18 protein-coding genes and 1 pseudogene are annotated in these 20,412 nt (G+C 74.0%); 13 read left to right on the top strand and 6 right to left on the bottom strand.

The features are described from left to right. Positions 1 to 508: 508 nt before the first annotated feature. The 5 genes from ACI782_RS20360 to ACI782_RS20340 all read left to right on the top strand — a co-directional run bounded on the left by ACI782_RS20360 (position 509) and on the right by ACI782_RS20340 (position 5,791). The gene (locus ACI782_RS20360; RefSeq protein WP_456911909.1) at positions 509 to 1,405 is read left to right on the top strand and encodes a glycerophosphodiester phosphodiesterase; all 897 of its coding nucleotides are present in this window, start codon (positions 509 to 511) and stop codon (positions 1,403 to 1,405) included. Positions 1,406 to 1,515: 110 nt separating this feature from the next. Then, positions 1,516 to 2,901, top strand: a complete 1,386-nt coding sequence (locus tag ACI782_RS20355; RefSeq protein ID WP_456911908.1) for a cytochrome ubiquinol oxidase subunit I — start codon at positions 1,516 to 1,518, stop codon at positions 2,899 to 2,901. After that, positions 2,898 to 3,950 (top strand): cytochrome d ubiquinol oxidase subunit II, encoded by a 1,053-nt coding sequence (locus ACI782_RS20350; protein ID WP_456911907.1) that lies wholly within the window; start codon positions 2,898 to 2,900, stop codon positions 3,948 to 3,950. Before ACI782_RS20355 ends, ACI782_RS20350 begins: the two co-directional genes overlap by 4 nt. 93 nt (positions 3,951 to 4,043) lie before the next feature. Continuing rightward, positions 4,044 to 5,192 carry a zinc-dependent alcohol dehydrogenase gene (locus tag ACI782_RS20345; protein ID WP_456911906.1) on the top strand — a complete coding sequence of 383 codons (1,149 nt, stop codon included), beginning with the start codon at positions 4,044 to 4,046 and terminating at the stop codon, positions 5,190 to 5,192. A gap of 11 nt (positions 5,193 to 5,203) precedes the next feature. Next, positions 5,204 to 5,791, top strand: a complete 588-nt coding sequence (locus tag ACI782_RS20340; RefSeq protein WP_456911905.1) for a hypothetical protein — start codon at positions 5,204 to 5,206, stop codon at positions 5,789 to 5,791. 18 nt (positions 5,792 to 5,809) lie between these two features. Here ACI782_RS20340 and ACI782_RS20335 read toward each other — a convergent pair whose 3' ends face one another. Genes ACI782_RS20335 through ACI782_RS20325 form a run of 3 tightly spaced genes read right to left on the bottom strand, consistent with a single transcriptional unit; the run spans position 5,810 to position 8,913 of the window. After that, positions 5,810 to 6,850: a zinc-dependent dehydrogenase gene (locus tag ACI782_RS20335; protein WP_456911904.1), complete on the bottom strand. Its 1,041-nt coding sequence runs from the start codon at positions 6,848 to 6,850 to the stop codon at positions 5,810 to 5,812. 31 nt (positions 6,851 to 6,881) lie between these two features. Continuing rightward, positions 6,882 to 7,319, bottom strand: coding sequence for a PTS sugar transporter subunit IIA (locus ACI782_RS20330; RefSeq protein ID WP_456911903.1), 438 nt, complete (start codon positions 7,317 to 7,319; stop codon positions 6,882 to 6,884). 28 nt (positions 7,320 to 7,347) lie between these two features. Then, entirely contained in the window at positions 7,348 to 8,913 is a 1,566-nt protein-coding gene (locus ACI782_RS20325) for a PTS mannitol transporter subunit IICB (RefSeq protein ID WP_456911902.1), read from the bottom strand. A gap of 161 nt (positions 8,914 to 9,074) precedes the next feature. Here ACI782_RS20325 and ACI782_RS20320 point away from each other — a divergent pair, with 161 nt between their 5' ends. From ACI782_RS20320 to ACI782_RS20310, 3 genes are read left to right on the top strand one after another with little or no spacing between them, the layout of a single operon-like run. Further along, positions 9,075 to 10,025, top strand: a complete 951-nt coding sequence (locus ACI782_RS20320; protein WP_456911901.1) for a sugar-binding transcriptional regulator — start codon at positions 9,075 to 9,077, stop codon at positions 10,023 to 10,025. A 26-nt stretch (positions 10,026 to 10,051) separates the two neighbouring features. Then, positions 10,052 to 10,834 carry a phosphotransferase gene (locus tag ACI782_RS20315; protein ID WP_456911900.1) on the top strand — a complete coding sequence of 261 codons (783 nt, stop codon included), beginning with the start codon at positions 10,052 to 10,054 and terminating at the stop codon, positions 10,832 to 10,834. Positions 10,835 to 10,889: 55 nt separating this feature from the next. Then, on the top strand, positions 10,890 to 11,831 hold the full coding sequence (locus tag ACI782_RS20310; protein WP_456911899.1) for an oxygenase MpaB family protein: 942 nt from the start codon (positions 10,890 to 10,892) through the stop codon (positions 11,829 to 11,831). On the opposite strand, the gene ACI782_RS20305 is transcribed toward ACI782_RS20310, so the two are convergent. Further along, positions 11,815 to 13,278, bottom strand: a complete 1,464-nt coding sequence (locus tag ACI782_RS20305) for an AAA-type ATPase lid domain-containing protein (protein ID WP_456911898.1) — start codon at positions 13,276 to 13,278, stop codon at positions 11,815 to 11,817. The genes ACI782_RS20310 and ACI782_RS20305 overlap by 17 nt on opposite strands. Positions 13,279 to 13,466: 188 nt before the next feature. Between ACI782_RS20305 and ACI782_RS20300 the strand changes: the two genes are divergently transcribed. The 3 genes from ACI782_RS20300 to ACI782_RS20290 are packed head-to-tail and all read left to right on the top strand — an operon-like array spanning position 13,467 to position 16,310. Then, on the top strand, positions 13,467 to 14,510 hold the full coding sequence (locus tag ACI782_RS20300) for an amidohydrolase family protein (RefSeq protein ID WP_456911897.1): 1,044 nt from the start codon (positions 13,467 to 13,469) through the stop codon (positions 14,508 to 14,510). Positions 14,511 to 14,520: 10 nt separating this feature from the next. After that, entirely contained in the window at positions 14,521 to 15,288 is a 768-nt protein-coding gene (locus ACI782_RS20295; RefSeq protein WP_456911896.1) for an iron-sulfur cluster assembly protein, read from the top strand. Next, positions 15,285 to 16,310, top strand: a complete 1,026-nt coding sequence (locus ACI782_RS20290; RefSeq protein WP_456911895.1) for an NAD(P)-dependent alcohol dehydrogenase — start codon at positions 15,285 to 15,287, stop codon at positions 16,308 to 16,310. The genes ACI782_RS20295 and ACI782_RS20290 overlap by 4 nt, the downstream gene beginning before the upstream one ends. Before the next feature lie 31 nt (positions 16,311 to 16,341). On the opposite strand, the pseudogene ACI782_RS20285 reads toward ACI782_RS20290, so the two are convergent. After that, positions 16,342 to 16,722 (bottom strand): annotated as a pseudogene (locus ACI782_RS20285) (heme-binding protein); the annotation flags it as partial. Positions 16,723 to 16,809: 87 nt separating this feature from the next. Next, entirely contained in the window at positions 16,810 to 17,766 is a 957-nt protein-coding gene (locus ACI782_RS20280; RefSeq protein ID WP_456911894.1) for an alpha/beta hydrolase, read from the bottom strand. A 190-nt stretch (positions 17,767 to 17,956) separates the two neighbouring features. Here ACI782_RS20280 and ACI782_RS20275 point away from each other — a divergent pair, with 190 nt between their 5' ends. Both ACI782_RS20275 and ACI782_RS20270 read left to right on the top strand, forming a co-directional pair. Then, entirely contained in the window at positions 17,957 to 18,613 is a 657-nt protein-coding gene (locus ACI782_RS20275) for a GntR family transcriptional regulator (protein WP_456911893.1), read from the top strand. Between the two features lie 351 nt (positions 18,614 to 18,964). Next, positions 18,965 to 20,389, top strand: coding sequence for an MFS transporter (locus ACI782_RS20270; protein WP_456911892.1), 1,425 nt, complete (start codon positions 18,965 to 18,967; stop codon positions 20,387 to 20,389). The last annotated feature ends 23 nt before the right edge of the window (positions 20,390 to 20,412 follow it).

The raw sequence follows: 20,412 nt of genomic DNA, 5'->3' as shown, positions 1-20,412 counted from the left end.
CCACTGCCGACGGACTGCGACCCCGCGCCGCCTCGCGGCCCGGCCGCGCCCCCCGCCCCCGCCCCCCCCCCCCCCCCCCCCCCCCCCCCCCCCCCCCCCCCCCCCCCCCCCCCCCCCCCCCGCCCCGTCCAGAGGCTCACCGCGGCCCCGTCCCGGGTCCCACCCCGAGCCTGCGAAGGGTGGGGAGGACGGGGTCCCTCTCCGGTGAGGGGGACGGGTGTTCCTCAGTCGCAGTCGCCGTCGTGGCAGACGCAGCCGCACTCGCCGGTGCAGAAGGTGTGGTTGTTGTGGTCGCACGGGGTCATCAACGGGGCTCCTCGGGCGTCGTTGCCGGCAGGGGGGCCGCACCTTCTGCGGACGCAGTGTGTCGGCGGTCACACCGTACGTGCCGACCCGGCGTCCCGCCCGTCGAACGGCCGGAAACCGCGGGCGTGTCGCGGGCCCTGCCACCGTCCGGGGTGGTGGGTCAGACTCGACAGCGGCCTGGTGTCGAGCGGAGGAGACGCTCATGACGCGACCGTCGAGCCGGGGCCCGGCGACGGGTGCGCTCCGCGGACGAGCCCCGGTCCGGGCGTCCGGGGAGTGGCTGCCCAGGGGGGACGCCGGGGCGACGGTCTTCGACGACGGGCCGGTGGTGATCGGGCACCGCGGCCTCGGGTGCGGGGTCGTGTCGGGCCACCGCGAGAACACGCTGGCGTCGTTCACCTCCGCGGTCACGCTCGGGATGGGCTGGGTCGAGGCCGACGTCCGCCGCACGCGGGACGACGTCCTCGTCGTCGAGCACGACGAGGTGTACCCGGACGGCACGCGGCTGGCCGACGTCCCGGTCGACGAGGCCGACCGGCGCGGGTCGCTGCGCCTGGCGGCGCTGCTGGAGCACCTGCCCGAGGGCGTCGGGCTGGACCTGGACCTCAAGTCCTGCGTCGAGGACAGCCTGCGGGAGCCGGACCGCACCACCGCGGGACTGCTCGGCCCGGTGGTGGCCGCCGAGGGCGACCGGCGCCGCGTGGTGGTCTCCTCCTTCGACCCCGCCGCCCTGACCCGGCTGCGGACGGCGGCGCCGCGGGTCGCGCTCGCCTGGCTGACCTGGCGCTCCTTCCCCCTCGGGGCGGCGGTCGCCGGGTGCGCGCACATGGACGTCGACGTCCTGGGCCTGCACGTGGGGTCCCTCGGCGGGGACCCGGGGAGCGGTGCGGTGGACCCCACCGTCGTGGCGCGCGCGGTGGAGTTCGTGCACGGGGCCCGGCGGCGGCTCATGGTGTGGTGCCCGGCCGCCGCGCCGGCGCGCGTCCTCGTCGAGGCCGGCGTCGACGCCGTGGTCGTCGACGGGGTCCCCGGCGCCCTCGAGGTCCTCGGCAACCGCGTCCGACCGGCGCGGTCGAGGCCGGCCGAGCGGTCCGCGTAGCCCGCCGGCCGAGCGGTCCGCGAAGCCCGCCCGGCCGCCCCGCTGGACGTTGCGGCGCGCGGGGATCGGGGCTCATGCTGCTGGCACCCGGCTCGCGAGCGGAGACCCGCGTGGACGCTGTGGACGTGCTCGCCGACGCGGCGGAGAACCTCGTTCCCGCGCGGATGCAGATGGCGGTCTCCCTGGGCTGGCACATCGTCTTCGCCTGCTTCGGGATCGCGTTCCCGCTGATCACGGTGTTCGTGGAGTGGCGCGGGCACCGGCGCGGCGACGCGGCGCTGCTCGGGCTGGCGCACACCTGGGCCCGCGCGATGGGCGTGCTCTTCGCCGCGGGCGCGGTCTCGGGGACGCTGCTGTCGTTCGAGATGGGCATCCTGTGGCCGGGCCTCATGGACCGCTTCGGCGAGGTCTACGGCTTCCCGTTCGTGCTGGAGGGGTTCGCCTTCTTCATCGAGGCGATCTTCGTCGGCGTCTACCTGTTCGGCTGGAACCGGCTCTCCCCGCGGGCGCACATGGTCAGCGCGCTGCCGATGGTGGTCTCCGGGATGGCCGGGGCCTTCTTCGTCGTCGCGGCGAACGCCTGGATGAACAACCCCACCGGCTTCCGGCTCGACGCCGAGGGGCGGGTGGTCGACGCGGACCCGTGGGCGGCCATGTTCGGCCCGTCGACCTGGCCGCAGGTGACGCACATGCTGCTCGCCGGGTACATGGTCACCGGCTTCACCATCGCGTCGGTCTACGCCGTCGGCATGCTGCGCGGGCGCCGCGACCGGCACCACGTCCTCGGCCTGCTCGTCCCGCTGGCCTTCGCCGCCGTCCTCACCCCGGTGCAGATCGGGGTGGGCGACTGGATCGCCAACACCGTGGCGGACAACCAGCCGGCCAAGCTCGCCGCGATGGAGGCGCAGTACGAGACCACCGCCGGCGCCCCGCTGTCCGTCGGCGGGCTCTACTACGACGACGACCTGCACTACGCGGTCGAGATCCCGAACGGCCTCTCGCTGCTGATCCACCACGACCCGGACGGCGTGGTGCTCGGCCTGGAGGAGTTCCCCGCCGACGAGCGGCCGCCCGTGAACGTGGTGCACCTGGCCTACGACACGATGGTCGGCCTCGGGTCCGCCCTGCTGCTGCTGGCGCTCGTCTTCGGCTGGACGTGGTGGCGGCGCCGGCGCATCCCCCGGACGCCGTGGTTCCTCCGCGCCGTGGCCGTCTCCGGCGCCGCGGCGATCGTCGCGATGGAGGCCGGCTGGATCACCACCGAGGTCGGCCGGCAGCCCTGGACCGTCTACGGCATCCTGCGCACGGCCGACGCGGTGAGCCCCGCACCCGGCCTGTACCTGGGCTTCTACGCCGTGGTCGTGGTCTACGTCGTCCTGACCGCGCTGACGGTGTACGTGCTGCGGCGGCTGGCCCGCCACGGGGACACCCCGGCGCCCCAGGAGGTCGACGCCCGCCCGCCCGACCCGCACGGCGACGAGGTGGCGGTGCGGTGACCCTCGCCGACGTGGTGCTCAGCGTCATGTTCGTCGGGCTGGTCGCCTACGGCCTGTTCGGCGGGGCGGACTTCGGAGCGGGCATCTGGGACCTGCTCGCCGGCGGCACCCGGCGGGGCGCGCGGCAGCGGGAGCTCATCGAGCACTCCATCGCGCCCGTGTGGGAGGCCAACCACGTCTGGCTGATCTTCGTCCTCGTCGTCCTGTGGACGGCGTTCTCCGGCGCGTTCGCCGCGGTCGTGACCACCCTGTACGTCCCGCTGACCCTGGCCGCGTTCGGGATGATCGCCCGCGGGGCGGCGTTCGCCTTCCGCAAGAGCACCAGCACCCTGGGCATGCGCCGGTTCCTCGGCGCGGCCTTCGCCCTGTCGTCCCTGCTGACCCCGATCTTCCTCGGCGCCGTCGTCGGCGGGGTCGCCTCGGGCCGGGTCCCGCCGGGCATCGCGGCCGGCGACGTCGTGACCAGCTGGCTCAACCCGACGTCGCTGCTCGGCGGGGTGCTGGCCGTGCTGGTCTGCGCCTACCTCGCAGCCGTGTTCCTCTGCGCCGACGCCCGCCGCGAGGGGGCCGACGACCTCGCCCGCCAGTTCCGGGCGCGTGCCCTCGGGACGGCGGCGGTGACCGGCGCCGTCGGCATCGCCGGCCTGTTCGTGCTGCGGGCCGACGCGCCCCAGCTGTTCGAGGGGCTCACCGGTCGGGCGCTGCCCGTGGTGGTGCTGTCGGTCGCGGCCGGCCTGACCGCGCTCAGGCTGCTCTGGGCGGGGCGGTTCGTGCCCGCGCGGGCGGCCTCGGCGGTGGCGGTGACCGCGATCCTGGTCGGCTGGGCGGTCGCGCAGTACCCCTACGTCCTCGTCCCGGACCTGACCATCGAGGAGGCCGCGACCGGCCGGGCCACGCTGGTCGCGATGCTCGTCGCGCTGCTCGTGGGGGCGCTGGTGCTCGTGCCGGCGCTGGTCTACCTCTACGTGCTCTTCCAGCGGCCGCCCGCGAGCGCCGGGGACCCGCCCGCCGCCGCTCCGACGCCGGCGGCGGGCGGCGGCGCGGCCTGACCCGCGCCGGTCGTGGCGGGGGGTCCGTTTCGGGAGCCCCCCGCAGTGGGCAGACCCCGGCCGTCCGGGACGGCGCGGCGCGGAGGAGGCCCGATGCGGGCGATGGTGTACCGGGGGCCCTACAAGGTGCGGGTCGAGGAGAAGGACGTCCCGGCCGTCGAGCACCCGAACGACGCCATCGTGCGGGTCACCCTGGCCGCGATCTGCGGCTCCGACCTGCACCTCTACCACGGGATGATGCCGGACACCCGGATCGGGCACACCTTCGGCCACGAGTTCATCGGCGTCGTGGAGCAGGTCGGGTCCTCGGTGCAGAACCTGCAGGTCGGCGACCGCGTGATGGTGCCGTTCAACATCTCCTGCGGGTCGTGCTGGTTCTGCGCCCGCGGGCTGTACTCCAACTGCCACAACGTCAACCCGAACGCGACCGCGGTGGGCGGCATCTACGGCTACTCGCACACCACCGGCGGCTACGACGGCGGCCAGGCGCAGTACGTGCGCGTCCCGTTCGCCGACGTCGGCCCGGCGCGGATCCCCGACTGGATGCACGACGAGGACGCCGTCCTGCTGACCGACGCCGCCGCGACCGGGTACTTCGGCGCGCAGCTGGGCGAGATCGCCGAGGGCGACACCGTCGTCGTCCTCGGTGCCGGGCCGGTCGGCCTGATCGCCGCCCAGTCGTCGTGGCTCATGGGTGCGGGCCGGGTGATCGTCGTCGACCACCTGCAGGAACGGCTGGAGAAGGCGCGGACCATGGCCTACGCCGAGACGCTGGACTACGACGAGTACGACGACATCGTGGTCGAGCTGAAGAAGCAGACCGACTTCCTCGGCGCCGACGTCGTCATCGAGGCGGCGGGCGCGGAGGCCGACGGCAACTTCCTGCAGCACGTCACCGGCACCAAGCTCAAGCTGCAGGGCGGGTCGCCGGTCGCGCTGAACTGGGCGATCGACGGTGTGCGCAAGGGCGGCACCGTCTCCGTCGTCGGCGCCTACGGGCCGATCCCCAACGCGGTCAAGTTCGGCGACGCGCTCAACAAGGGGCTCACGCTGCGGATGAACCAGACGCCGGTGAAGCGCCAGTGGCCGCGGATGTTCGAGCACGTGCGCAACGGCCACCTCACGCCGCGGGCGATGGTCACCCACCGGTTCCCGCTGGAGCACATCGCCGAGGCCTACCACGTGTTCTCGGCCAAGCTCGACGGCTGCATCAAGCCGCTGGTCCTGCCCGACGCGGCCTGAGGAGCGCGACGATGACCCACCCCGACATCCCCAGCGCCTACGTCCGGGAGAAGCGCGCCGCCCGCGAGACGCCCGAGCAGTTGCGCGCCCGGATCCCGGGCTGGGGCGCCGACCTCGACCCGGCCGACCGGCCGTCGTACCCCAAGCTGCAGTACCCGGCCGACACCGGCGCGCACTGGGAGTTCCCCGAACGGCAGCCGGAGGAGCGGCCGCGGGAGCGCTCGATCGAGCACGCCTTCGTCCCCCCGGTCTTCGGCACGGCGCAGCCGCTCCACGGGCTGTCCGGGGCGATCCGCGGGCTGGCCTACCGTCGCTTCAGCGAGGGCCGCCTGGCGCACTGGCTGCTGCTGATCGTCGGTGACCGGGTCGACGCCTCGGGTAGCCACCTCCGCTCGTTCGGCACCCTCCGGCCGGACGACCCGGTCACCGAGACCGGAGTCCGCGGTGAACTCACCCACGGCGGGCTGCGCTCGCGGCGCGGGCGCAGCGACATCCGGCACCAGGTCCTCGACCCGGTCGTCGTCGCCGGCCCGTGGGTGCTCGCCGGGCTCGGCGCCTGGGCCGGCGCGCGGCGGCTGGTGCGCACCGTCCGGGGATGAGGCCCCCGGCGTCGCGGGTCAGGGCTCGACGGTGACCTTGATCGCCTCGCCCTTCGCCACGATGTCGAAGGCCTCCATGGCCCGCTCCAGGGGCAGGTGCACGGTGATGAGGTCCTTGACCGGGACCTCGCCGCTGGCGATGTACTCCAGCGCCCGCTTGTTGTGCGACGGGGCCGACCCGTTGGCCCCCATGATCATCAGTTCCCGGTAGTGGACCAGGTTCGAGTCGCACTGGATGAACGGGTTGGTCTTCGGCAGCCCGCCGAAGAAGGAGATGCGCCCGCGGCGGGCCGCCATCCGGATCGCCTGCTCCTGGGCGACGTTGGCGGCGGTCGCGGTGATGACGGCGTCGGCGCCGCGGCCGTCGGTGAGCTCCTTGACCCGCTCGACGACGTCGACCTCGCGGCCGTTGAGGACCTCGTCGGGCTTGACCGCCTCGGCCGACATCGCCAGCCGGTCGGCGAGCACGTCGATGAGGAACACCCGGCTGGCACCGTTGGCCCGCGCCAGGCGGGTGTGCAGGCAGCCGATCGGACCGGCGCCGAAGACGACGACGATGTCGCCGTCGCCGACCGAGATGAGCTCCTGGGCGTTGATCGCACAGGCGAACGGCTCGGCCGCCGAGGCCTCGTCGAAACCGATGGTGTCCGGGATCCGGTTGAGCCCGTCGACCTTGAGCACCTGGCGCGGGACGATCATGTACTCGGCGAACCCGCCGTCGTACTGGTAGCCGATCGAGGTCTGGTTCTCGCAGACCGCCATCCAGCCCTTGCGGCACTCGTAGCACTCGCCGCAGGGCACGGCGGCGATCACCTGCGCGCGGTCGCCGACCGACCAGCCGTCGACGTCGGCCCCCACCTCCACGACCTCACCGGCGACCTCGTGCCCGATGATCCGCGGCGGGCTCAGGTTCTGGTGCCCGTTGTGCAGGATCTTCACGTCGGTGCCGCAGGTCGAGCAGTTGCGGACCCGCAGCTTCACCTCGTCCGGCCCGCACTCGGGCTCGGGCGCGTCCTCGAGCCGCACGTCCTCGGGTGCGTAGAACCGCAAGACCTTCATCTGTCCCCACCTCGTCGTCGCATCGCCGGGTTCACTCCTCGTTGACCGCGTGCAGGAGCGCGTAGACCTCCTCGGCGGACGTGGCGGCGATCAGCTTCTGCACCTCGTCCTCGTCGGAGAAGACGATGGCGATCTTGTTGAGGATCTCCAGGTGGCCGCCCTCGACCCCGGCGACCCCGACGGCGAAGCGGACCTCGTTGCCGCCCCAGTCGATCGGCGAGTCGTAGCGCACGACCGAGAGGGCCGACCGGTTGATGGTGTCCTTCGACTCGTTGGTGCCGTGCGGGATGGCCAGGTAGTTGCCCATGTAGGTGGACACCGACTTCTCGCGCTCGAACATCGCGTCCACGTAGGCGGGGGAGACCGCGCCGGCGTCCACCAGGAGCTGCCCGGCCTCGCGGATGGCGTCGTCCTTGGTCGTGGCCGTGCCCGGGACCCGGACCTGGTCCGGCGCGAGGATGTCGCTCACCTGATGCCCTCCCTCTCCGCCGGGCGGCTCACTGCTGGGCGCCCGACTCGTGCGCGTTGGTCACCTTCAGCTGCTCGACGATCGCGTCGTACTTCGGGCTGTTCATGAAGTTGTCCACCGACACGTGCTGGGCCGACGGCGACATGCCCTGCGCGCGCGGGGTGAGGTCCTGGTGCGTGACGATCAGGTCCACGTTGTCGGTCAGGTTGGCGATCGCCTGGTTGGTCACGGTGACGTCGGTGAAGCCGGCCTTCTTGATCTTGTTGCGGAGCACCGAGGCGCCCATGGCGCTCGAGCCCATCCCCGCGTCGCAGGCGAACACGATGCTGTGGATCGGCGCGCGGTGCGACTTGGCCTCGTGCGCCTCCTCGGCGGCCTCGGCCCGGGCCTCGAGCTCCTCCACGGCCCGCTCGTCGTTGCTGGTCAGGACGCCGGAGACCGAGCTCTTCTTGCCCTTCAGCTCCTCCATCTCGGCGGTCGCGGCCGACAGGTCCGCGACCTTCTTGCGGCTGGTCTTGAGCAGCAGGGAGCAGATGACGAAGGAGGTCACCGCGGACAGGACCACCGACAGGATCACACCGGCGAAGCTGCCGCCCGGGGTCTGCGCGAGGACCGCGATGATCGAGCCGGGGGCGGCCGGCGCCCGCAGACCGGCGTCGAAGAGGACGAGGGTCCCGATGCCCACCATGCCGCCGGTGATGGTGCCCAGCAGCAGGATCGGCTTGGCCAGCACGTACGGGAAGTAGATCTCGTGGATCCCGCCGAAGAAGTGGATGACCGCGGCGGCCGGGGCGGTGCTGCGGGCCAGCCCGGTGCCGAAGAAGCAGTACGCCAGCAGGACGCCCATGCCCGGGCCGGGGTTGGCCTCGAGCAGGAAGAGGATCGACTGGCCCGTCTCCGCGGACTGCTGGATGCCCAGCGGGGTGAGCACGCCGTGATTGATGGCGTTGTTGAGGAACAGCACCTTGGCCGGCTCGATGATGATGCTGGCCAGCGGGAGCACCCCGTTGGCGACCAGCCAGTCGACGCCGTTGCCCAGGCCGCGGGAGACGGTCTCGATGACCGGGCCGAACGTGAAGAAGCCGACGACCGCCAGCGCGGCCGCGACGATGCCGGCGGAGAAGTTGTTGACCAGCATCTCGAAGCCGGGCTTGATCTTGCCGTCCCACAGCTTGTCGAGCTGCTTCATCACCCAGGCGGCGAGCGGGGCCATGATCAGCGCGCCGAGGAACATCGGCTGCTCGGTGCTGACGATGACGCCCATGGTGGCCACGGCGGCGACCACGGCACCGCGGACGCCGTAGACCATCCGGCCGCCCTGCACCGCGATCAGCAGCGGCAGCATGTAGCGGATCATCGGGCCGACGAGGCCGGTGTTCGGCTCGCCGGCGGCGTTCTCCCCGAAGCCGCCGATCCCCGGGATCGGCGTCCACCCGGTCTCGATGAAGAACGCGGTGATGAAGCCCCAGGCGATGAACGCGGCGATGTTCGGCATGATCATCCCGGACAGGAAGGTGCCGAACTTCTGCACCGCCACCCGGGCGCCGGAGCCCTTCGTCGTGGTCCCTGCCGGAGTCTCTGCTGCTGCGGTCACGATCTGCCTCAGCTCTCCCGTGGTTGGCCCGCGGACGGGTGCACCCCCGTCCCCCGACCGGCAGTGCCGTCGTGGTCGGAAGTCTCGTGACCTGGATCACACGTCGTCAAGTCGAGGTGCGAACATGGGCGCGGGGTGCTCATCTGAGCAGGGAGGTCGACGTGGTCAGCCAGCTCTCCGGGCCGGCGTCGCTGGTGCTCTCCGCCTCGGTGGCCCGCCGCTACTACCTGGACGGGCGGTCGAAGGTCGAGATCGCCGAGGAGTTCGGGCTGAGCCGGTTCAAGGTCGCGCGGCTGATCGACACCGCCCGGGCCACCGGCCTGGTCCGCATCGAGATCGGCTCCCGCGGGCTGGTCGACGTCGACCTGTCCGCGCGGCTCCAGGACGCGTTCGGCCTCGAGCACGCCGTGGTGGTGGACACCTCGGAGAGCTCGCCCGACGCGGTCCGCAAGCACCTGGGCCAGGTCGCCGCCGAACTGCTCGCCGAGGTGACCGGCCCCGAGGACGTGCTCGGCGTCGCGTGGTCCCGCTCGGTCGGCGCGATGGCCCGGGCGCTGCACCGGCTGGCCCCTGTCCCGGTCGTCCAGCTCACCGGGGCGCTCGCCCTGCCGGACGGCGCCGAGACCTCGATCGACGTCGTCCGCGACGTGGCCCGGGCGGCCGGTGGGCCGGCCTACGTCTTCTACGCGCCGTTCACGCTGCCGGACGCGGCGACCGCGTCCGCCCTGCGCCGCCAGCGGGAGGTCGCGCTCGCCTTCGACCAGCTGCCCCGGGTGACCAAGGCGGTCGTCGGCGTGGGGCTGTGGGCGCCCGGCCAGTCGACGCTGCACGACACCGCCCGCGAGCGCGACCGGGCCGATCTCGCCCGGCTGGGGGTCTGCGCCGAGGTGTCGGGGGTCTTCCTGACCGCCGACGGCGAGCCGGTCCGCACCGGACTGACCGAGCGGATGATCGGCATCGACGCCGAGCAGATGCGCGCCATCGCCGAGGTCATCGCCATCCCGTACGGCGTGGCGAAGGTGCCCGCGGCGCGTGCCGCGCTGCGCAGCGGCCTGGTGCGGGGCCTGGTCACGCACCGGTCGTTCGCCGAGGCCCTGCTCGAGGCGGCGTGAGCGGTCGACACCGGCCGGAGGGAGCCGTGCGCGAGGTGCCGCTGCCCGGCGGGCTCGCCAACCGCGGGCGGGTGGTCCGGGTGGGCGACACCGTCCGCCGCCCGCTGCGGCGCACCAGCCCGGCCACCCACGCCCTGCTCCGCCACCTGGCGGACGTCGGGTTCGCCGGGGCCCCGCGGTTCCTCGGGGTCGACGAGCAGGGGCGGGAGGTGCTCGGCTACGTCCCCGGGACGACCGTCCTCCCGCCCTACCCCGCGTGGGCGCTCACCGACGAGGCGCTGGTCAGCGTGGCCGAGCTGCTGCGCGCCTACCACGAGGCGGTGGTCGGGTTCGACCCGTCGCCCCACACCTGGCCGGACGCCCTGCCGGCGCCGTTCGCAGGCGAGCTGGTCAGCCACAACGACCCGAACCTCGACAACGTCGTCTTCCGCGACGGCCGCGCGGTCGCCCTCATCGACTTCGACCTCGCCGGCCCCGGCTCCCGGGTGTGGGACGTCGCGTGCGCGGCCCGCCTGTGGGCGCCGCTGCGGCGGGCGGCCACCGTCGGCGACGCCCGGCGGGAGCGCGCGGTCGCCCGGCTGCGGGTCTTCGTCGACGGCTACGGCCTCGACGACGCCGACCGGCGCCGGTTCCTCGCGGCCGTCCAGCAGAACCAGGAGTGGTTCTCCCGGCTCGTCGAGCGGTACGCCGCCGCGGGGCACGCCGCCTTCGCCGAGTACGCCCGGTCCGACGTCCGGATGGCGGTGGGGGACTACCGCCGCTGGCTGGCCGAGCACGAGGCCGCCCTCTGCGCGGCGCTCGGACTCTGAGGCCCGCGCCGGAGCGGCGCTGCGGGCGGCCCCTGCGGCTGGGACCGTGGGGGACGTGCCCGCGCTGACCGCCCTGCCCGAGTCCGTGCGGTCGCGGTTCCGCGCCCGGGTCTCCGGCGACCCGACCGGCGTGCCCGGCTGGGTCCGCGACATCGGGCGGGTGGGGGAGGGGCCCGGCTGGTTCGAACCCGGCGGCGTCGTCTGGTGGGTCCACGGCGACCTCTCCACGCTGGTCGGTGGCATCGCCGCGCTGCTCGGCCAGGCCGCGCACCCGCTGGCCCTGGCCGGGGTGCGCCGCCACTCGGCCTACCTGGAGGACCCGTGGGCGCGGCTGGCCGGCACCGCCCGCTGGCTGGTCGTCACCACCTTCGGGTCGGCCGAGCTGGCCGAGCAGGAGGCCGCCCGGGTCCGCGCGCTGCACGCGCGGGTCCGGGGGACGACGGAGGACGGGCGGGCCTACTCCGCCGGGGACCCGGAGCTGCTGCGCTGGGTGCACCTGGCGTTCACCGATGCCTTCCTCGCCGCGCAGCGGGCCGTCGGCCGCCCGCCGGTGGCCCGGTTCGGCCGCCGCTGGCCCGACGCCTACGTGCGCGAGTGGACGCGCAGCGCCCGCGCCCTGGGGGCCGGCGACCTGCCGCAGACGGAGGCGCAGCTCGGCGAGGCGCTGGCCGCGTACGCGCCGGTGCTCGAACCCGTGCCGGACGACCTGCGCGCCTTCCTCACCGCGCCGCCCGGGCTGGGGCCGGCCGAGCAGGTGTTCTACCGCGGGCTCGCAGGCGCCGCGGGCCTGGTCGTGTCGCCGGTGCTCGCACGGTTCGCCGGGGTGCCGGGGCGGGGGAGCGGCGTGGTCCGGCTGCCGGTGACCCGCGCCCAGCTGCGCGCGCTGCAGGTGGTGCTCGGGCCGCGCAGCCCCTCGGAGGAGGCGGCGCGATGGCGACTGGGGCAGGGGCCGGCGCCGGCGTGGGCGGGCGGCCCCACCGTCAGCGCGGCAGGGTGATCTTGTACTGCGCCATCTTGCGGTAGAGGGTGGCGCGGCCGATCCCGAGCTCCTCGGCGGCCCGGGTGATCGTCGTCCCCGGTTCGGTCAGGCAGCGGACGATCTCGTCGCGCTCGAGCCGCTCCAGCCGGGTGAGCGCGCGGCCGCCGGCGTCGAGCACCTCCGGCGGCAGGTGGTGGACGTCGACGAGGTCGGCGCGGGCCGCCGCCTCCCGGACGGCGCGCCGCAACTGGCGCACGTTGCCCGGCCAGGCGCAGGCGGTCAGCGCGCGGGCGGCGCGGGCGGTGAAGCCGACCGCGCGGTGCCGCTCCTGCTCGGCGAACCAGTGCGCCAGCGGCACCACGTCGTCGGTGCGGTGCCGCAGCGTGGGCACCTCGACGACGGTGTCGACCAGGGTGGCCAGCTGCCCGGGCACGGCGGTGAAGTCCGGCGCGGTGAGCACGAACGGCTGCGGCCGGCCGGTGCGGCGGACCGCGCCGAGGGTCTGGGCCAGGTCCTCGGCGGCCCACGCCGGCAGGTGCGGCAGGCCGGAGACGATGACGAGGGTGTCGGGGTCGCGCAGCTCCGGCGTCCACAGCTCCAGCCAGGCGGCGACGTCCCCGGTCTCGGGCGCCCGGGCGTGCAGCACCCGCTGCCGGGGGGCGACCCGGCGGCGGGCCAGCGCGGCCAGCGCGGCCTTGCCCACGCCGGGATCGCCCACGACGGCGGTGACCCGGTCGGCCGCGGCGACGGCGTCGGCCACCGCGCCGCGCCACCCCGCCGAGACGCACGGGTCGCCGGCGTCGGGGGCGAGGTGCCCGCCGACGACGTGGAAGACCTCGCCCCGCGGGGCCGGGCGGACCGTCCGCCCGCCGGCGCGGACCAGCATCAGCGCGCTCGTGGCACTGGCGGCCGCCTGGGCCAGGCCGAGCAGCAGCTCGGAGGAGGAGTCCGACCAGGTGGTCAGGTTGATGCTGCCCGCGAGGTCCCCGCTCACCGGGTCCACGACCGGGACCGCGGCGCAGGTGAACCCGCGCAGTTCGGCGCACCAGTGGTCCTCGGCCCGGACCAGTGAGGGCGCGCGGTCGGCGAGCGAGAGGCCCAGCCCGTTCGTGCCGGCGTTGCGCTCGGCGTAGGAGAAGCCCGGGGCGAGGTGGACCCGGTCGAGCGACCGGAGGATCCCCGCGTCGCTGCAGAGCCGGGCGAGCACGAGCCCCTCGGCGTCGGCCACCATCAGGCTGACCGGCTCGTTCGGGATCGTCGCCTGCAGGTCGGTGAGCACCCGGTGCGCGCACTCGTACAGCAGCGACCCGGTGTCCAGGGACCCGGTGAAGACGGGGACGACCTCGTCGGGGGTGACGCCGTAGTCCTGGCTGCGGCGCCACGAGGCCCGCAGCCGGGACGGCGCCGGCCGGGCGGCCAGCACCGGGTCGGCGAAGGGGTCGGAGGCGGCCCGCTGCACGTCCACGGGACACCTCCTGGGCGGAACGGGCCTGGTGGCTGTGGCCCGCGCCACACGAATGTATCCCCGCGGGGCGCCGTCCAGGGGGCGTTCCAAAGTGAGACAACGACCGGCTCCCGCCGCCGTCCCGGCGTGCCTACCGTCGCTCCCACCAGCGTGACTGGCGTCACAGCCAAGCCGAGCGGAGGCCGGAGATGTACACCAAGGACGGCGAGAAGTACTACGTGGTGGACGCCCACATCGCCCTGTGGGACGGGCGCCCGGAGAACCAGCGCAACGTCCACGGCAAGCAGTTCATCGACTGCTTCTACGACTACCACCGCAACCTCAGCCCGGAGTCCGAGGTGTGGGGCTACGAGGAGTACCTCTACCAGGGCGGCGAGCGGCTGATGCGCGACGTGTTCGTCGACGGGATCGTCGACCACGCGATCTTCCAGCCGGCCCGGCTGGCCGAGTTCTACCACCGGGGCTTCGGGCAGACCGACGAGGCGTCCGCTCTCGCGAACGCGCACCCGGACAAGCTCACCTACAACCACTACTGGGACCCCCGCGACGGCGAGAACGGCCTGGACCAGCTGCGTGCCGACGCCGAGCGCTTCGGCCTCAAGGGCGTGAAGCTCTACACCGCCGACTGGCACGGGGAGTCCCGCGGCTGGAAGCTGACCGACCCGATGGCCTACCGGTACCTCGAGGTCTGCCGGGAGCTCGGGATCACCAACATCCACATCCACAAGGGCCCGACGATCCGGCCGCTGGACCGCGACGCGTTCGACGTCGCCGACGTCGACCACGTGGCGACCGACTTCCCCGACCTGACGTTCGTCGTCGAGCACTGCGGCCTGCCGCGGCTGGAGGACTTCTGCTGGATCGCCACCCAGGAGCCCAACGTGCACGCGGGCCTGGCCGTCGCGATCCCGTTCATCCACACCCGGCCGCGCTACTTCGCGCAGATCATGGGCGAGCTCGTCTACTGGATCGGCGAGGACCGCATCCTCTTCTCCAGCGACTACGCCCTCTGGGCGCCGAAGTGGCTGGTCGAGCGGTTCGTGGACTTCCAGATCCCGGAGGACATGACCGAGTACGCGCCGCTCACCACCCAGATCAAGAAGAAGGTGCTCGGCCTCAACGCGGCGCGGCTCTACGACCTCCCGGTGCCGGAGGAGTGCCGGCTGCCCGAGGCCGCCGAGACCGAGACCGGCCCGCGCGAGCCCGGCGCCGCCGACCTGGCGATGGCCTGAGGGCGGCGCGATGACCGCCGTCCTGCCCGACCTCGCCGCGGAGGTCCGGACCGCGCTCGGCGCCGTCGTCGACCCCGAGCTGGACGAGCCGATCACCGACCTCGGCTTCGTCCGCTCGGTGTCGGTGCGCGGGTCGGACGTCGAGGTCCACCTGCGCCTGCCGACGTCGTTCTGCGCGCCCAACTTCGCCTGGCTGATGGCCTCCGACGCCCGGGAGGCGGTCACCGCCGTCCCGGGCGTGGGGCGGGTCGTGGTGGCCCTCGACGACCACTCCGACTCCGACCTCATCAACCGCGGCCTGGCCGCGGGCGCCGACTACCGGGCGACCTTCGCGCACGAGGCGGAGGACTCCCTCGACGACCTGCGCGCCACGTTCACCCGCAAGGCGCACACCGCGGCGATGGAGCGGGCGCTCACCGCGGCGCTCCGGGCCGACCCGTCGCTGACCGAGGCCGACGTCGCCGGCCTGACCCTCGCCGACCTGCCGGCCGGCGCGCCGACGACCGAGGCGCTGCTGCGCCGGCGGGCCGCCCTGGGCCTGCCGGTGGACGGTGCGGCACCCGTCCTGGTCGGCGAGGACGGGACCCGCCCGCCCCCCGAGCAGGCGCCCCTGGTCCTGCGCCGGGCCCGCTCGGTGCGGATCTCCGTCGACGGCAACGCGCACTTCTGCCGCGGGCTGCTCGCCACCCGCTACCCGGGGGCGGAGGCCGACCAGGTGCCCCGCCCCGAGGACCGCCCCCTGCTCCCGCTCACCGTCTCGAAGGGAACCCAGCCGTGAAGGCCGTCCGCGTGCACGAGTACCACGCCGACCCCGCGATCGACGACATCCCCGAACCGCAGATCCAGGGTCCGCTCGACGTCATCGTCAAGATCGGCGGCGCCGGGGTCTGCCGGACCGACCTGCACATCCTCGAGGGCCAGTGGGCCGACCTGCAGAACCCGGACCTGCCCTACGTGATCGGGCACGAGAACGCCGGGTGGGTGCACGCTGTCGGGGAAGGGGTCACCAACGTCGCCGTCGGTGACACCGTGATCCTGCACCCGCAGCCCAGCTGCGGCCTGTGCACGGCCTGTCGCGCCGGCCGGGACATGCAGTGCGAGAACGCCTTCTTCCCCGGGCTGTCGAACGACGACGGCGGCATGGCCGAGTACCTGCGCACCACGGCCCGCGCCTGCGTGAAGCTCGACCCGTCCACCAACCCCGCCGACGTCGCCGCACTCGCCGACGCCGGCATCACCGCCTACCACGCCGTGCGCAAGGCCCTGCCGCTGCTGCACCCGGGCACGACCGCGGTCGTGCAGGGCGCGGGCGGGCTCGGCCACATCGGCGTCCAGTGCCTGGCCGCCCTGTCCGGCACCCGGATCATCGTGGTCGACCGCAACCCCGACGCCCTGGAGCTGGCCCGGCAGATCGGCGCGGACGAGACCGTGGTCGCCGACGGCAACCAGGTGCAAGCGGTCCAGGACCTGACCGGCGGGGGCGCGAACGTCGTCCTCGACTTCGTCGCCGAGCAGGGGGCGGAGATGGACGGCTGGCACATGACCGGCCCGGCCGGCTCGTACTACGTCATCGGCTACGGCGGCGAGCTCCGCATCCCGACGCTGGACTTCGTCGCCGGAGAGAAGAACATCGTCGGCAACATCGTCGGCACCTACACCGACCTGGCGGAGCTGATGGTGCTCGCGCAGGCCGGGAAGGTCACCCTGCACACCCAGCAGTACCCGCTCGACCGGGCCGTGGACGCGCTCCGCGACCTCGACGCCGGGAAGGTCCGGGGCCGGGCGATCCTCGTCCCCTGAGACGCCCGCCGTCCCGCTCGCCCGGGCCGGGTCAGGCCCGGGCGAGCGCGGCGACGGCGGCCTCGGCGCAGGTGGTGTCCTCCTCCGGGGTCGCGCCGCTCACCCCGACCCCGCCGACGACCTCGCCGTCGCGCAGGACCGGCAGGCCGCCGCCCAGGGTGGTGGGGCGGAAGCCCAGGTGCTCGCCGGCGGCCAGCAGCACCTCGGGGCGGCGCTCGGCGACCTCGGCCAGCTCCCACGAGGGACGGCGGAACGCCGCGGCCGTGGCCGCCTTCGACCGGGCGATCCCCGGGGTGAACCCGGGGGTGCCGTCGCCGCGCGCGACGGCCACCTCGGAGCCGGCGAGGTCGACCACGGCGACGCTCACCCGCCCTCCGAGCTCCGCCGCGCGCGCCAACGCGGCCTCCGCGGCCGCGCGTGCTCGTCGTACCCGATGCCCTGTCCCACCCCCGTGCTCCTCGTCTCGGTGCTCCGCGGGCCCACCCTGCCCGACGGGGTCTCAAGCGTGCCGGGCCAGGGCGGACGACTGTTCCGCGCAGAGCTCGGACAGGGCCTGGGGCGCGGCGCGGCAGATCCGCGGGAAGCTCAGGTAGCCGTGCGGCATCGCGACGTACCCGGTCAGGCGGACCGGGACGCCGGCCCGGCGCAGCGCGGCGGCGTAGCGCAGGCCGTCGTCCCGGATCGGGTCGTGCTCGGCCACCTGGACCAGCGCCGGCGGCAGCCCGGAGAGGTCGTCGGCGAACAGCGGTGAGGCGTAGGGGTGTGTCGGGTCCTGGCCGCCCAGGTAGTGGTCGCGGAAGGACAGGCAGTCGGCCTTCGTGAGGATCGGCGCGTGCGCGTTCTCCTCGATCGAGGGGCTGCTCATGGTGAGGTCGACCGCCGGGTAGACCAGCCCCTGATGGGCGATCCGCGGACCGGAGCGGTCGCGGGCCATCAGGCTGACCACGGCGGCCAGGTTGCCCCCCGCGCTGTCACCCATGACCGCGACCCGCCCGGGGTCGGCGCCGAGGTCCGCCGCCCGGTCGACCACGTCGACGAGGGCGCCGTAGCAGTCCTCGGCCGCCGCCGGCCAGCGGTGCCCGGGCGCCAGCCGGTAGTCCACCGAGACGACCACGGCCCCGGTGGTCACCGACACGTGGCTGCACAGCCAGTCCGCGGTGTCGAGCGACCCGATCGTCCAGCCCCCGCCGTGGAAGTTCACGACGAGCGGCAGTCGCCGGTCGGCGGCGCGGTCGGGCCGGTAGACCCGGATCGCCACGGGATCGACCTCGCCCTTCGCCGTCCCGTCCGCGAGGGACACGCCGCCGGCGACTGCGCCGAACAGCAGGTCGGTCAGCGGGTTGTGGCCGATGCGCTGCTGCTGCGCCCGCCGCAGCCGGTCGTCGTCCATCGAGGAGACCGACACGAGGCCGGCCAGCCGGCCCAGCAGCCGCACGCGCAGGTCCATCCGCGTCATGCGGCCATCCTCTCCCGGTGGGGCGCGGCACGCTGACCAGCGTGTCCGTCGCCCTGCACGACGGGCGCGCCCGCCGGATCGCCGCCGCGCCGCGACCGACGGGGCGTGCCCCGATGGAGCTGCCTGTCGACTGTCGCCACCTCGTTGTCGACAGCCGCTGGATACCATGCGGGGGACGAGGAGGTGCACGGTGGACGTCGAGCCCCTGGCCAGTCTGGACCGCAGCACGCTGCGGGAGCGCGCCCTGGAGGTGCTCCGGTCGGCCGTCCTCTCGGGTCGCTACCGCCCCGGTGACCACCTCGGCGAGGTCGAGCTCGCGTCCTCGCTCGGGGTCAGTCGCGGCACCGTGCGCGAGGCCCTGCGGCACCTCCAGCAGGAGGGCCTGGTGACCGCCGGCAACCGGGGGATGCTGCGGGTCAACAGCTTGACCCCCACAGAGGTCCGCGAGCTCTTCCAGGTCCGTGCGGCGCTGGAGGGGCTGGCGGTGCGGGAGGTCGTCGCCTCACCCCGGCGGGAGGCCGCCGTGACGGCGCTGCGTGCGGCCCTCGAGCAGCTCTCCGACGAGGAGGAGCCGGCCGCCCGGATGGCCGCCGACCTGGCCTTCCACCTGCTGCTGTGCCGGCTGTCGGGCAACTCCATGCTGGTGGAGGCGTGGCAGCGGCTGGAGGGCCGCATGCGGGTCGCCATCCTCAACGGAGCGTCCTGGCAGGCGCCCATGATGGCGCGCGACCGGCACGCCCCGATCGTCGACGCCATCGAGCGCGGCGACGTCGACGCGGCCGTCGAGGTGGTCGACGAGCACATGACCGCGGCCGCGGAGCACTTCGCCCGGGCCACGTCCGCCTGACCCCTGCCGACGGCGGTCACGTCCTGCGGGACCTCCCGGGGGACGGCGGTCACGTCCGCCCGACCTCCCCGCAGACGGCCGCCGCACCGGACTGACCTCCTGGGGACGGCCGCCGCACCGGGCTGACCGGCCGCGCCAGACCGGCCGTCCCCTCGCCGGCGGCTGGGCGGCTCTGGGTCCCTGGGCCGCGGCACCTCCTCGCTGGCGAGCAGCCGGGACGCGCTCCCCGCACGCCGGGCCAGAAGTGACCCTTGACACGGTGACCCACGCCACCCACACTCGGTCGGGAGTTGACTGTTAACAGTCAACGGATAACGGGGACCACGGCCCAACGCTCACCCGGAGACCACCATGACCGAACGGCACCCACCCGTCCGCGACCCCCACCTCGAGGAGGTCGCCGCGTGGCACCCGATCGAGGGCACCCCGACCAAGAAGAAGGTCGCGATCGGGTGCTCCGTCGGGGCGACGATCGAGACCTACGACTTCATCGGCTTCGGCATCGCGGCGGCGCTGTACTTCAACACCGCCTTCTTCCCGGCCGACGACCCGCTCTCGGGCACGCTGCTGTCCTTCGCCACCCTGGGCATCGGCTTCGCCGTCCGACCCCTCGGCGGGATCATCGGCGGCTACCTCGGTGACCGGATCGGCCGCAAGCCGGTCCTCGTCGGCTCCCTGCTGCTCATGGGGATCGCGACGGTCCTCATCGGCTGCCTGCCCACCTACCAGCAGGTCGGCGTCTGGGCCGGGATCCTGCTGGTGGTCGTCCGGGTCGTGCAGGGGCTCGCGTTCGGCGCGGAGTGGGGCGGGGCCATCCTCATGTGCTTCGAACACGCCCCATGGCGGAAGAAGGGCCTGTACACCGGCATCACCCAGGCCGGCTTCCCGGTGGGGCTGCTGCTGGCCAACCTCGCCTTCCTGGCCAGCGTCCCCCTGGGCGGCTCGTGGGCCTGGCGGGTGCCGTTCCTGCTCAGCGCCGTGCTGATCGTCGTGGGCATCGTGATCCGGCTGAAGGTCGAGGAGTCGCCCGAGTTCGAGGAACTCAAGGAGGAGGGCGAGCTCTCCAAGAACCCGCTCCTCGAGGTGCTCCGCGACGACTGGCGCAACATCCTGCGCGCCTTCTGCCTGCGGATCACCGAGACCGCCGGCTACGCGGTGTCGGTCACGTTCATGCTGTCCTACGTCGCCGCCGAGGAACTGGCCGACCGGTCGGTCACCCTCACCGCGACGATGATCGCCGCCGGCATCGGCATCTTCGCGACCACGTACTGGGGCGCGCTCACCGACCGCGTCGGCCGGCGGCCGGTGTACCTGCTGGGCACCGCGCTGCACCTGCTGTGGGGCATCCCGCTGTTCCTCGTGGTCAACACCGGCGTGGCGGTGGCGATCGTCATCGCGTTCGTCATCAGCTACGCGGTCCTGCAGAACTCGCTGGCCGGCGTGCAGGGCGCCTGGTTCTCGGAGCTGTTCGCCACCAAAACCCGGACCACCGGCGCGTCGCTGGCCTACCAGATGTCGGCGGTCGTCTCCGGCTTCACCCCGCTCATCACCACCGCGCTCTACGCCGGCTTCGGCTGGATCGGCCCGGCGCTGCTGTTCAGCGGCTACGGCCTGCTGGGCCTGGTCGCCGCGCTGCTGACCCGCGAGACCTGGGGCAGGACGGAGCGCGAGGAGGTCGCCGCCCTCGAGCGCAGCCTCGCCGCCGAGGCCGCCGTCCCCAGCCCCCGCACCCGGACGCACGAGCTCCGGCCGACGGCCGACTCGGCCACCGACTGACCGACTCCCGAGAGGAGACCGAC

The organism is Geodermatophilus sp. SYSU D00703, assembly GCF_054050155.1.
Note: the sequence above shows the minus strand (reverse complement) of the source record. Positions and strands in the feature narration are given on the sequence as shown.

Coding starts and splice junctions, on each gene's coding strand:
- ACI782_RS20345 (WP_456911906.1), top strand. CDS start 4,044: ATGCGGGCGATGGTGTACCGGGGGCCCTACAAGGTGCGGGTCGAGGAG.
- ACI782_RS20335 (WP_456911904.1), bottom strand. CDS start 6,850: ATGAAGGTCTTGCGGTTCTACGCACCCGAGGACGTGCGGCTCGAGGAC.
- ACI782_RS20280 (WP_456911894.1), bottom strand. CDS start 17,766: ATGACGCGGATGGACCTGCGCGTGCGGCTGCTGGGCCGGCTGGCCGGC.
- ACI782_RS20300 (WP_456911897.1), top strand. CDS start 13,467: ATGTACACCAAGGACGGCGAGAAGTACTACGTGGTGGACGCCCACATC.
- ACI782_RS20360 (WP_456911909.1), top strand. CDS start 509: ATGACGCGACCGTCGAGCCGGGGCCCGGCGACGGGTGCGCTCCGCGGA.
- ACI782_RS20340 (WP_456911905.1), top strand. CDS start 5,204: ATGACCCACCCCGACATCCCCAGCGCCTACGTCCGGGAGAAGCGCGCC.
- ACI782_RS20270 (WP_456911892.1), top strand. CDS start 18,965: ATGACCGAACGGCACCCACCCGTCCGCGACCCCCACCTCGAGGAGGTC.
- ACI782_RS20295 (WP_456911896.1), top strand. CDS start 14,521: ATGACCGCCGTCCTGCCCGACCTCGCCGCGGAGGTCCGGACCGCGCTC.